The organism is Longitalea arenae (assembly GCF_016924755.1).
In the GTDB taxonomy this organism is placed as follows: Bacteria; Bacteroidota; Bacteroidia; order Chitinophagales; family Chitinophagaceae; genus Niastella; species Niastella arenae.
In genome coordinates this window covers 720,261-733,547 of sequence record NZ_JAFFJX010000001.1, presented here as the reverse complement: position 1 = coordinate 733,547, position 13,287 = coordinate 720,261, and the positions used below count along the sequence as shown (strand labels likewise).

Sequence of the window (13,287 nt, the reverse complement as noted above, 5' to 3'; positions counted from 1 at the left end):
TTAAGTTTTCTTCTCACCCCAGGCCTCCCACTTCTGGCTTCAGCCTTCAGGCTTCCGTCTTCCGTCACCAAGCTAACCAAATTTAATTTATCCCGTCAGGCTTTGTACTTTTGCCCGCTGCTTTTGGCAGCAATTTTAACAAAAAAGCAGGCAGCGAATGACAAACCGCATCAGAAAGATCATCAATGACCCCGTTTACGGCTTTATTACCATTGATGATCCGCTCGTATTTGAGGTGATTTCGCATCCCTGGTACCAGCGTTTGCGCCGCATTCATCAAATGGCATTTGCTCAACTGGTTTATCCCGGCGCTGTACATACCCGCCTGCATCACTCCCTGGGTGCTTACCACCTGATGTGTAATGCCCTGACTGAATTGAAAAATAAAGGAGTGGATATTACTCCTGAAGAAGAAACGGCTGCTAAAATTGCAATCCTTTTACACGATATTGGCCACGGGCCTTTCTCACACGCCCTTGAAAATGTGCTGATCAATAACACGCATCACGAAACGATCAGTATCCTGCTCATGCGGGTGCTCAATGAACAAATGAAGGGTCAATTGCACAAAGCCATCGACATTTTTACCAATAATTATACCAAGCCATTCCTGCACCAGCTCATCAGCGGCCAGCTCGATGTTGACAGAATGGATTATCTTACCCGCGATAGTTTTTATACCGGCGTTTCGGAAGGTGTTATCGGCTACGACCGCATTTTAAAAATGCTTGCCGTGAATAATGGTGACCTGATGGTGGAAGAAAAAGGCATTTACAGTATAGAAAAGTTCCTGGTCGCCCGCCGCCTTATGTACTGGCAGGTTTATTTACATAAAACCGTACTGGGCGCTGAAAAAACGCTGGTGAAGATCGTTCAGCGGGCGAAAGCGCTGATCGGGCAGGGTATAACCGTAAATGCCGCTTCTGCAACATTTGATTTCTTCCTGAAAAACGCCACCAGCACCTCCTTTATTGAGCAACATCTGTCTGCCTTTTGTTTGCTCGACGACTTTGATGTACTCGCCACGATCAAGAACTGGGTCTTCCATCCTGACACGGTACTTAGCACTCTCTGCCGTTGTTTGATCGAACGCCGTTTACTAAAAGTTAAATTACAGGCAGCGCCTTTTGATCAGGATTGGATTAATTCTTTGCGGAATAACATTTGCCAGCAATTGAGTATCGGTGAGGCCGATTGTGAATATCTGATCTTTACCGGGGAAGCAGAAAATACCACCTACGACCCTACGGAAGAACGCATTCAGATCTTATTTAAGGATGGAACGGTAACAGATATATCAAAAGTTGATAATGCATTGATACATCAGGCATTAGCAAGCCCTGTGAAAAAATATTACATTTGTTACTACAATTGTAAACAGTTGTATTGACCAGTATGTTACAGCATACTGGCGGCGCACCTCCATCAAATGCAATTTTTTTCAATATGGTGTAGCTTTGGCGACTATATATTTTGATTTACATAAGAGTTTTTACATATTTGACTTACTTGACCTAACGACTATTCTATGCAATTTACCGCAGCACAAATAGCTATGATCATCAATGGCAAAGTAGAGGGAAATCCCGAGGCGTTGGTGCATTCATTTGGAAAAATTGAAGAGGCGCAGGCCGGACAGCTTTCTTTCTTAGCCAACCCCAAATACGAAGAATACCTGTACCGTACAAAAGCTTCCCTGGTTATCATCAATGCTTCGCAGGAATTGAAAGAGCCTGTTGCAGCAACGCTTATCAGGGTGGCTGATGCCTATTCTGCTTTTGCAACCCTGCTTACCAAATACCAGGAGATGGCTACCCAGAAATTAACGGGTATCCAGGAACCTGCTTATATGAGCAAATCGGCCAGGATCGGCCAACAGGTTTTTATCGGCGCATTTGCTTATCTCGGCGAGAACGTGGTATTGGGAAATAATGTGAAGATCTTCCCGAATGTATTCCTGGGCGATAATGTAAAGATCGACGATAATTCGATTGTACATCCCGGCGTAAAAATTTACCACGACTGTGTGATTGGCAAAAATGTAACCATCCATGCCGGCACGGTGATCGGCAGTGATGGTTTTGGTTTTGCGCCCCAGGCTGATGGCAGCTTTAAAAAAGTACCGCAGATCGGGAATGTGGTGGTGGAAGATTTTGTAGAGATCGGCGCTAATGCTACCATCGACCGGGCAACCATTGGCTCTACGATCATTAAATCGGGCGCCAAGCTCGACAACCTGATACAGGTAGCGCACAATGTGGAGGTGGGAAATAATACCGTGATCGCCGCGCAGGCCGGTGTAAGCGGCAGCACCAAGATCGGTAACAATGTAATGATCGGTGGACAGGCAGGCATTGTTGGCCATATTCAGATTGCCGATGGCAGCAGGATCAATGCACAGAGCGGCGTAAGCAAATCGATAAAAACGCCTAATGCAGCAGTAACCGGTAGTCCGGCCTTTGAATATACCAGTGCCCTGCGCAGCCAGGCGGTCAGCCGTAAACTGCCGGAGCTGGAGAAAAGGATCAAAGAGTTGGAACAGTTGGTGAAGCAATTATTGACCGAGAAAGTCTCTGAATAAATTAGCAGGCAGGGGTTACAAGATCCATTTGCAGGTGAGAAAAATACAGAGAAATACCTGCCGCCTGTACCCTGAAACCAGTAACAAATTATAAAGGGTTGATGGTTTAAACGCCGTCGGCCCTTTTTAGTTACCACCTTGATTAAAGTCATGATTATAAAGAGAATAGCTTTATGGTAAAGAGCAAAGCTTCCGCCATTCCCGGCAAAAAGCGACAACATTGACCTGAATTTCTCCACGGAATTGTAAGTAGGTCATCTTCAGTACCTTTTCTTCTTCGCTTAATCCCTATCTTTGCGCCACTCTTTATAAAAAACAGGAATGAACAATAATTTTAATCCCGATAAACAACATACCCTGCAGTCGGCTGTAAGTATTTCCGGTACCGGATTACATACAGGCATTAATGTGGATATGACCCTGAAACCAGCTAATCCCGGTTTTGGTTTTCAGTTTCAACGCATCGACCTGCCCGGACAACCAGTGATCAAGGCCGATTGTGACCTGGTTACTGACACTTCCCGTGGTACAACACTGCAGGAAGGCGATGCCAAGGTATGTACCGTGGAGCATATTCTGGCTGCACTGGTTGGTATGGGAGTAGATAATTGCCTGATTGAATTGAACGGACCTGAAATTCCGATCGCTGACGGTAGTTCAGCTCCCTTTGTAGAGATCATTGAAGAGGCCGGGGTACTGGAACAGGATGCTGCCAAAGCCTGGTATAGCATCGATACCAATATCACCCATTACGATGAAAAGAAAAGGGTTGAAATGACGGCCCTTCCCGCTACCGATTACAAAGTAACTACCCTGATAGATTTTAACAGTCCGGTTTTGGGCACCCAGCATGCAGGTTTAAAGACCATGCGTGATTTTAAAGAGGAAATCGCCCCCTGCCGTACTTTCTGCTTCCTGCACGAGCTTGAAATGCTGCTGGAGCATAATCTTATCAAGGGAGGAGATATCAATAACGCGATCGTGGTGGTTGATAAACCTGTTACCCAGGAAGAGATGGACCGCCTGGCGAAAGTGTTCGGCCGCAAGAAAATTGAAGTGAAGAATGAAGGCTACCTGAACAACCTGGAACTGCGTTTTCCGAATGAACCAGCCCGTCATAAAACCCTGGATGTGGTAGGTGATCTGGCATTGATCGGTTATCCCATCAAGGCCCATATCATTGCGAACAGACCTGGTCACAGCACCAACGTTGACTTTGCCCGTAAGATCAAACAGTATATAAAAAAAAATAAACATGTAAAGGATGTTCCGGTGTACGACCCTAACTTACCGCCGGTGTACAGCCTGCAGCAGATTGAAAAAACGCTGCCGCATCGCTTTCCTTTCCTGTTAGTTGACAAGATCATTGAACTTACCGATAAACATATTGTTGGTATTAAGAATGTGACCTACAATGAACCATTTTTTGCAGGTCATTTTCCCGGCAATCCCGTGATGCCTGGTGTACTGCAGGTGGAAGCCCTGGCCCAAACCGGAGGCATCCTTTGTATCAATGCCATGCCCCCCGGAGAGTACGATACCTACTTTTTGAAGATCGATAATTGTAAATTCAAGCAAAAAGTTGTTCCGGGAGATACTATGATACTTAAAATGGAGTTAATGGCTCCTATACGGCGCGGTATTTGCGAAATGCGGGGAACGGTATATGTTGGCAACAAGATTGCAACCGAAGCCGACCTCATGGCGCAACTGGTAAAGCGATAAATAATTGGTTATTACTCCTGAAAAGAGCAATGAACAATAAAATATATCTTGCCGTAGGGGTTTATTGAGCTAGTTTTGTCTATTTTAGCAGATTAATTAACATCAAACGTCAATCCATCCATAAACACAGTTCAGGTGATGATCACCAGCAAAATCCCACAGGGGATGGGATGTCTGTAACGCCTATGAATGAATATCCTGCTACCACCCTTAAGAATGTTAATAAAATGATCCATCCGCATACATATATACATCCCAACGCCAAGTTAGCTACTAATGTAAAGGTTGATCCTTTCACCGTGATTCACCAGAACGTGGAAATTGGAGAAGGTACCTGGATTGGCAGTAATGTGACCATCATGGAAGGCGCCCGCATCGGCAAGAACTGCCGCATTTTCCCGGGAGCTGTGATCTCTGCCATGCCGCAGGATCTGAAATTTGAAGGGGAAGATACGATCACTGAAATTGGTGATAATACGACCATTCGCGAGTTTGTAACCATTCACCGCGGCACCAAGGACCGGTGGAAGACCCAGGTAGGTAAAAACTGTATGATCATGGCTTACAGCCACGTTGCCCATGATTGTATCATTGGCAACAATGTGATCCTTAGTAATAACTCACAGGTAGCGGGTCACGTTATGCTGGGCGATTGGGTTATCCTGGGCGGTATGTGCGCTGTGCACCAGTTCACGAAAGTAGGATCGCATGCTTTTGTTAGCGGCGGATCTTTAGTAGGTAAAGATATTCCCCCCTATATCAAAGCCGGCCGCCAGCCATTGAGCTATGCCGGTGTGAATTCAGTTGGCTTAAAAAGACGCGGATTCACAGTAGATAAGATCAATCACATCCTGGATATTTACCGGGTCATTTATAACAAAGGGTTGAACACCAGCCAGGCGCTCGAACACCTGGAAGAAGAATTCCCTGCAACCGACGAACGGGATGAAATTGTAACCTTCATTCGCGAAAGCGGCCGCGGCATCATTAAACGCTATTCAAAAAATAGTGTGGATGAAGATATCGCTGATTAATGCAGGCAAACGCTTTAACCGCGACTGGATCTTCCGTAACATTTCCCAGGAATTTATATCAGGCACCGCCTATGCCATAACCGGTCCCAACGGATCGGGTAAATCTACTTTGCTACAGGTGATCGGTGGCGCCATGATGATGAGTGAGGGCAAAGCGAGATACACCATCGGCAATTGGCAATGGGCAATCGGCAATGTCGACCCCGATACCTCGGCTGCACAAGGCCAATTGGCAATCGACAACCAGCAACCCACGATTGCTGGCAAACCGCAGCAGTCTGGCGAAGCTGTGCGGGAAATTGACATAGATAAGGCTTTTCAATATATCTCCATAGCAGCGCCGTATCTCGAGCTTATTGAAGAAATGACCCTTACGGAATTCCTGCAGTTCCATCAGCAGTTCAAACCCTTCCTGCCAGCTATCCGCATTAGCGATATCATCCAAATTATTGGCTTAACGGCCGCCGCTGATAAACAGATCCGCTTTTATTCAAGTGGCATGAAACAGCGCGTAAAGCTGGCACAGGCCATTTTCAGCAATGTGCCCTGCGTACTGCTCGATGAACCCTGCACCAATCTAGATGCCGCCGGTATCGGCCTCTATCACCAGCTCATCAATAATTACGGTAATAACCGTCTCATCATTGTAAGTTCAAACGACGAACAGGAGTATTCCTTTTGCCAGGAGAAACTTAGTATAATGGATTATAAGAACCGGTAGTTACCGCTTCTGCACATACACATGATTGCCGATGCCGAAATGGGCTTTGTCCTTGGGGTAGAAATAAAAGGCGCGGCGCATGGTAGTGCCATTATTGAACCGGAACTCGATAGAATATCCGTTCAAAATATATGAACCGGCTTCATCTTTCTTAGAGTAAGCGGAAGTAGCAATGCTGTAATCGGTATAATTGGCGCCTACGCCCACACTGGTCAGTGCAAAGCGGCCGAAAGTATTAAACAAAATATTCTTGCTGGAAACGGTTCTTACATTGCCCCCCATCACAGAATTACCCATGCTGGCAATATTGGTAAAAGCCCCTTCAATTTTTTCGTTGCCCGCTGCGGGTCTTGCCCAGAACCAGTTCTTCTCCCATCTTTCCGATTTATTTCTGGCCGGCCAGTTAACGGAGATCGCATTGCCGCTTAATTTCCAGGTGCCCCATTTCTTGGGCTCCCGCTGTTTTGAGACCGCTACATTGAATTCATAGGGACTTGCGACCGGGTTGCTGTAAATGCTGCCATCATTCAATAAAAGATAAGGCGTGTATTCGCTGATCACGTTGCCTCCCACCCCATAACTATGTTCCAGGTTAACAACAATGCCTTTTATTTCCGTAGCCTTAAGCCCTTTTACGGGTCCGCTCACATTATCGGCACTGGCAATTGTATTGCGCGGAGCTGGGGTTTTTTCAACCGCAGTCGGGGCTACTACCGGCGGTAATAAGGGCGCCGTATTGCTTTTGGCCACGTCAGTGAGGCCATTTGTTTCAAAAGCGCCTTCCTGTTTGGCCATTTTTCCAAAATGCATGGCCGCCGTTTTCATACAATTGGTATAGTACCTGATATCGGGTGAGCTGAAGAGTTTGGCCAGCCTGAACTGCTGGGTATTGGTGCGGTAAGCCATATAAGCTACATACCATACTTTGCCGTTCTTATCGCTGACCTTGCCTGAATAAGAAGAAAGCGTGCTGTAACTAATGTTCTTTTTGTCTTTGCTTTTAGGTGCAGAAAAGCCTGAACCGTGCATATTCTTTTCAATAGAACCCGAGAACCACTCATCGAAGCTGCGGCCATCGGCCTTTTCAAGTGGCATTACCTCGTAGGAGAATTCTTTATTTTCATCACTGAAGACAGCGGTAGGCTTAAAGATATAGCGTCCTTTGTTTTCCTCCATCTTCCAGCCTAACATAGGCTGAACTGAAGTTTGAGCAAGCGTTGCGGGAATACCCAAACCCATGATCAGGACAATAACCAGGAGCGTATTTTTCATAGTAGGCTATTTACAGGAAATGGTCAGTCAATTTTCGGGCCACAGAAATGAAAGACGGTTCGTGTAGCCGAAAACTTTCTCACATGTTCAAAACTTTTCCATACCAAAGTTTTAAACATGTATAGGCGCCTGTAAATAATCGGGATTTACCCTGCCTGCCAACGGTACCGGATAACCCGGAAATACCCTTTCCTGGAAATGCCTGCCAGCCCGTTAGAAACGCTTAATTACTGGCAGAAGCAGGAGATTCAGCTGATTGTTTTGGTGCATATGCAGCATTACCTATTCCAAAGTGGGTGCTGCCCTGCAGGTAAAAATAGAAGACGCGGCGAATAACGGTTCCGTTATTGAAACGCAACTCCATGGAATAGTCATTGAGTGTATACGTACCTGCTTCATTTTTTTTGCTGAACTCAGAAGCGGGCACAGCTGCATTGCCGTTATTGCCGGTAGTTAATGCGAACTGGCCATCTTTATTGAAGACGATATTTTTGGAAGCTAAGGCATTCTCGGCACTTTTTACACTGCCATTCTCAACACCGTTTACAGTCATGAAAGAGCCGTCCAGTTTTTCTTCGCGTTGCGCGGGCGTTGCCCAGAACCAGTTCTTGAACCATTTTTCCGTTTCCCTGGTGGCTGTCCACTCTACCGTGAATATGTTGTTCTTCAGTTTCCAGGTGCCCCATTTTTGCGGTTCTTTTTGTTTTGACTGTGCAACATCAAGGCTATAAGGGCTCAATACCGGGTCGCCATAAATGCTACCATCGTTCAATACCAGGTATGGCTTATAGTTACGCACCATTTTGCCCTCGGCATTGGTGGTATAATCGAGGTGAATGAGAATACCATTTATTTCCTGTGATCTCAGGCCATTTTCAACGATCGCTGCATGTTGCGCGGCAGCGGTTTTGGCATCCTGTTTATTGTGCGGGTGATTTCCTTTTGTTTGTTTGTTCGATACCGTTACAGAAGCATCATGTTTTGCGAGCTGGCCGATATGATCGGCTACAGGACGCATATGCGCTGCATAATATTTAACATCGGGAGAGCTTGTTATGCGGGCCAGGCGGTTTTCGCCGCTGCCTAACTGGTAAGCAATATACGTTACATATAAGGCTTTGCCTTTTTTATCAGTAAGCTCTGTAGAGAATGAAAAGATAGATTGATTAGTGGTGATATTTTTCTTGCCGCCTGCAGGTAATATGAAGCCAGATTCCTTTACATCTTTATCGATAGCGCTGCTGAACCAATCTTCAATGGTTTGGCCTTCGCCTTTATCAACGGGCATTATCTCGTATACAAATTCTTTGGTATCACCGGCTGTTTTTCCCGGTTTAAAGATATAACTGCCGCTCTTTTCATCCATATCCCAACCCGGAATCGGGGAGATCTGAGATTGGGCATAAGAGGTCATTTCATTAACCAACATGCAGAGTACTACCAACAAATAGGGCCTTGTCTTCATAACAGGTATTTGAATCCAATTAGCAACTTTTAGGCCATAGAAAACGTGAAAAACGCTCATTTATTACGAAAATCCACGTTTTCTTGTCAATTAAAAGGCTGGCAATTGTTAATTGGGGGATATACAAAAATAATAGGAAACTCGTTAAAGTCAAATGTCTGGCGCACTTAATAACGGAAATAATCAATATTTAGTGTAAAACCAACACTTGATAATACAGGAGGCCGTTATCGTTCAAATGCCGATATTATTGTTATGCATTACAATTAAAAATATTTTAAAAGCATGCAACCATTAGCGCTGGCTTGCGATCAGCAGGTTGAGATCGGTATATTTTAAGTCGAATCGCTGACTTAAATGAAAATTCGTGAGGGCGCCTTTGAACAGGTATATTCCACTTCTCAGATGTACTTTATGCCATACGAGGTTTTCGAAACCGCCTTCTTCGCCGGCTTCGAGTAATAAAGGCATTAATACGTTACTGATAGCCTGTGAAGCGGTTCGGGCAAAACCCGATGGGATATTGGGTACGCAGTAATGTATAACCCCGTACTTCATAAATATCGGTTGTTCATGACTGGTGATCTCTGAGGTCTCGAAGCAACCGCCGCGGTCGATACTAACATCGATGATCACACTGCCGGGGCGCATATTGCTTATCATCTCCTCGCTAACCACTACGGGTGTGCGGCCGCTTTGCGAACTGAGGGCGCCCACTGCCACTTCACATGTTTTCAATTGTTTGGCCAGGATGCGCGGCTCCAGCACGGAGGTCCACATACGCTGGCCGATATTGTTCTGTAACCGTTTCAACCGGTATACGCTGTTGTCGAATACTTTTACCGAAGCGCCCAATGCCAGGGCGGCACGGGCGGCAAATTCACCTACGATACCGGCCCCCAGGATAATAACCTTGGTAGGCGGAATGCCGGAGATACCACCCAGCAGCACACCTTTGCCATGGTTGGCCGAACTGAGGTATTGGGCGGCAATAAGCATAACGGCACTGCCTGCTATTTCGCTCATGCTGCGTACGATGGGTAAACTATCGCTATCGTCTTTCAGGTTTTCGAATGAGATGGCGGTAATGCGCTTTTCCATCATTTTCTGCAGGAATTCCGCCTTCATGGCCGACAAATGGATGGGGGAAATAATAACCTGGTTCAGCTGCAGGTGGGGCAGGTCTTCTTCCACCACGGGAGCGCTTTTTACCAGAATGGGGGCCTTATATACAGCCGCTTTATCATAAACGATCCTGGCGCCGGCCTCACTGTAATCGCGATCGCGAAAATGCGCCGCCTCGCCTGCATTGTGCTCAATTACTACTTCATGTCCGTTGCTGACCAGTACCCCTACTGCATCGGGCGTGAGTGCAATCCGGTTTTCCTGGAATGCGGTCTCCTTGGGAATGCCAATATGCAACTGTGCCCCTTTGGGTTTAATATCCAGAGTTTCCTGCAGTGTCTCGTAACTAAATGAAGTGCTGATAATCGGCTTTTGCTGGGACATGTAGCAAGTAAATGATTTTACCCCCATTATCGGGGCCACAATTTACAAATTTAATTGGAAGTCTGTGCGATAAGTGGAGGCCCGGGATTGGAAGTCTGCCCGATAACAGGAATATATTGTAAGAAACAGGCCACAGGTAGCAGCTGTTTTTTCGTCCAGTGCCAAAGTTTTTCCTCGATGTTTATGCTGCTTAGCTGCTAGCTCTTATCCTGCCTTTCATTTTCCAAAATCGTAATATTTCGTGTATCCTTGTCCACTACTTCGATCGCTACCCTGGCTGTATTGTCGGGCAAAATCGCTTCTGCACGGCCGGGCCATTCCACCAGGCAGATATCGCCGGAATAGAGGCAATCCTCTACCCCCGCCCGCACGGCTTCTTCTTCATCCTTCAGGCGGTACAGGTCGATATGATAAAGCCTGCCGCCCGGATAGCGGTATTCATTGATTATAGAGAAGGTGGGACTGCCCACGGTGCTTGTTACCCCTTTTTCATCACAGAGGGCGTGAATAAGGGTCGTTTTACCGGCGCCCATATCGCCATAAAAGGCAATGACCTTACGCCCATCAACAAGTTCCCAAAACCGGCGTGCTGTTTGCCTGATAGTATCTAGTGTAGATTGCAACTGCATAAGGCGCAAAGATCAGAAAAGTCGGGCAAGACAGAAAAACTCATGACCCATTTGACTGTTTTTACTCATTTGACTATTTTGTCCCATTTGACTCATTTGACTTCTTTGACTGCTTTGACTTTAACGAAAAATTGCAACCCGGTGGACATATTAATGCTTTTATGCCGGGTAGAATTACGTACGGAGCGGTAAATTTGCAAACACTCAACCCCATGGATGTACATGAAAAAAGTGAATTGGAAAGTAGACGGAATGACCTGTTCAAATTGCGCGCTGACCGTGCAGCAATACCTCACCAGCGAAGGCATGGAAAACGTGAAGGTGAACCTGATCGGGGGGGAAGTGAGCTTTGAGATCAATGGCAAAAATGAACAACAGATCATCAAAGGCATAGAATCGCTGGGTTATAATGTCCAGAACGACGGATCGCAGCCTGTTAAAGCCGGCAAAAGGTTATTTACTTCGCACAAACAGCGCTTCCTGTTCTGTTTGCTGTTTACCCTGCCGCTGATGCTGCATATGTTCGATTGGGTTCATTTGCACTGGCTCATGAGCCCCTGGGTTCAGCTGGCCCTTTGTTTACCCGTATTTGTCGTAGGCATTAACTTCTTTGGCCGGAGTGCTATAAAAAGCATCCGTAACCGCATGCCCAATATGAATGTGTTGGTAGCCATCGGCGCAACCGCCGCATTCGTTTACAGCCTTACAGGGGCCCTGTTGAACCTGGGCCCTCAATACCTGTTCTTTGAGACCACTGCCTCTATCATTACCCTGGTATTCCTGGGTAATTACCTGGAAGACGCCTCCATACAATCTACCCAGCGGGCATTGAACAGCCTGGCCCGATCCCAGCAAGTGATGGCCAATATGATCGCCTTTGATGAAAACCACCAGGAGATCATATTCCCGATAGAAAATACCCAGTTACGCAGCGGTGATCTCATCCTTATCAAAAGTGGAGAACAGGTGCCGGCTGATTGTAAGATACTGACCGGCGATGCTACCGTTAATGAATCCATCATCACGGGGGAAAGCCTGCCCATTACCAAAAAGGGAAAAGACAAACTGATCGGCGGCAGTATCATCATTGATGGCATTGTAAAAGCCCAGGTCGTTTCGGAAGCGAAAGATTCCGTGCTGTCTAATATCATCAACCTGGTTAAACAGGCGCAAAGCGAAAAGCCGCCGGTACAACAACTGGCCGATAAGATAAGCGCCATCTTTGTACCGCTTGTGCTGGGTATAGCTGTAGTGGCCTTTATCATAAATTACCTGGTGCTCCACGATTTCACTATGGCCCTCATGCGTAGCATAGCCATCCTGGTTATTGCCTGCCCCTGCGCCATGGGATTGGCCACACCCGCTGCAATTGCGGTCGGACTCGGAAGAGCGGCCAGGAACGGGGTTCTTTTCCGCAATGCCAAAAGCCTTGAATTATTCCGGACCATTAAACAGGTAGTGTTCGATAAAACAGGCACCTTAACAACAGGCCGGTTCGAACTTTCAAATTATGAAGTCGTTTCAGCGGATATCAGTGCCGATGAATTCAAACAAATAAGCTTCTCGCTGGAAAAATATTCCAATCATCCCATTGCGCAGTGTATAACCACCAGCTGGAAACGAAAAGATGCCATCCGCTGGGTAAAACTGGAAGAGAAAAAAGGCCTGGGCATGATCGGCATCACCGCTTCCGGCGACCGGTATGTTGCCGGTTCTTTTGAAACGGCGATGACCCTCACCACCGATGATTCGCATAACGTTTATATTCTTAAGAACGGCCAGCTGCTGGGCTGGATAGACGTAAAAGATGAAGTGCGCCCGGAAGCCATTTCCATCGTACAATACCTGCGCCACCGCGGTATCCGCACCGTTTTGTTAAGCGGCGACCGGCTGAACAAATGCCGTCAGCTGGCTAATTTGTTGGGGATTGACGAAGTGATCGCAGAAAAAAAGCCGGAAGAGAAACTTGCTGTAATAGAGGACCTCAGTTTGCAGGGACCAACCGCCATGGTGGGCGATGGCATCAATGATGCACCGGCGCTGGCAAAAGCCACCATTGGTATTTCCCTGAGTGAAGCATCCCAAATAGCCGTACAAACAGCTGATGTTGTGCTAATGAACAGCGGTATTAAAAATCTGCCCCTCGCCCTGGGACTGGGCCGTCATACTTTTCTCACCGTCAAACAAAATCTTTTCTGGGCCTTTATTTATAATATCATTGCTATTCCCGTAGCTGCATTTGGATTGCTGACACCCACTTTCGGCGCCCTGGTCATGGGCCTGAGTGATGTGGTGCTGGCGATCAATTCTGTGAGGTTGTTTGTTAAGAAGGTGGCTTAGCGTTACACGAC

General features: G+C 46.6%; 10 protein-coding genes. 6 read left to right on the top strand and 4 right to left on the bottom strand.

All coding sequences use genetic code 11. The features are described 5' to 3' along the window. The first annotated feature begins 157 nt into the window (after window positions 1-157). The 5 genes from JT717_RS03200 to JT717_RS03180 all read left to right on the top strand — a co-directional run bounded on the left by JT717_RS03200 (window position 158) and on the right by JT717_RS03180 (window position 6,061). On the top strand, window positions 158-1,390 hold the full coding sequence (locus JT717_RS03200; RefSeq protein ID WP_205508734.1) for an HD domain-containing protein: 1,233 nt from the start codon (window positions 158-160) through the stop codon (window positions 1,388-1,390). Between the two features lie 138 nt (window positions 1,391-1,528). Beyond that, complete coding sequence (lpxD, locus tag JT717_RS03195; RefSeq protein WP_205508733.1) at window positions 1,529-2,581, top strand: UDP-3-O-(3-hydroxymyristoyl)glucosamine N-acyltransferase; 1,053 nt, start codon at window positions 1,529-1,531, stop codon at window positions 2,579-2,581. A gap of 321 nt (window positions 2,582-2,902) precedes the next feature. Further along, entirely contained in the window at window positions 2,903-4,306 is a 1,404-nt protein-coding gene (locus JT717_RS03190) for a bifunctional UDP-3-O-[3-hydroxymyristoyl] N-acetylglucosamine deacetylase/3-hydroxyacyl-ACP dehydratase (protein WP_205508732.1), read from the top strand. A 170-nt stretch (window positions 4,307-4,476) separates the two neighbouring features. Next, window positions 4,477-5,340 (top strand): acyl-ACP--UDP-N-acetylglucosamine O-acyltransferase, encoded by an 864-nt coding sequence (lpxA, locus tag JT717_RS03185; RefSeq protein ID WP_240347788.1) that lies wholly within the window; start codon window positions 4,477-4,479, stop codon window positions 5,338-5,340. Next, window positions 5,321-6,061 (top strand): ABC transporter ATP-binding protein, encoded by a 741-nt coding sequence (locus tag JT717_RS03180; protein ID WP_205508731.1) that lies wholly within the window; start codon window positions 5,321-5,323, stop codon window positions 6,059-6,061. The genes lpxA and JT717_RS03180 overlap by 20 nt, the downstream gene beginning before the upstream one ends. On the opposite strand, the gene JT717_RS03175 is transcribed toward JT717_RS03180, so the two are convergent. From JT717_RS03175 to tsaE, 4 genes are all read right to left on the bottom strand, one after another. Beyond that, entirely contained in the window at window positions 6,062-7,333 is a 1,272-nt protein-coding gene (locus JT717_RS03175; RefSeq protein WP_205508730.1) for a hypothetical protein, read from the bottom strand. A gap of 223 nt (window positions 7,334-7,556) precedes the next feature. Beyond that, on the bottom strand, window positions 7,557-8,798 hold the full coding sequence (locus JT717_RS03170) for a hypothetical protein (protein WP_205508729.1): 1,242 nt from the start codon (window positions 8,796-8,798) through the stop codon (window positions 7,557-7,559). 294 nt (window positions 8,799-9,092) lie between these two features. Next, window positions 9,093-10,307 carry an alanine dehydrogenase gene (locus tag JT717_RS03165; RefSeq protein WP_205508728.1) on the bottom strand — a complete coding sequence of 405 codons (1,215 nt, stop codon included), beginning with the start codon at window positions 10,305-10,307 and terminating at the stop codon, window positions 9,093-9,095. Window positions 10,308-10,504: 197 nt separating this feature from the next. Further along, window positions 10,505-10,936, bottom strand: a complete 432-nt coding sequence (gene tsaE / locus JT717_RS03160; protein WP_205508727.1) for a tRNA (adenosine(37)-N6)-threonylcarbamoyltransferase complex ATPase subunit type 1 TsaE — start codon at window positions 10,934-10,936, stop codon at window positions 10,505-10,507. 222 nt (window positions 10,937-11,158) lie between these two features. On the opposite strand from tsaE, the gene JT717_RS03155 reads away from it, so the two are divergent. Further along, window positions 11,159-13,276, top strand: coding sequence for a heavy metal translocating P-type ATPase (locus JT717_RS03155; protein WP_205508726.1), 2,118 nt, complete (start codon window positions 11,159-11,161; stop codon window positions 13,274-13,276). The last annotated feature ends 11 nt before the right edge of the window (window positions 13,277-13,287 follow it).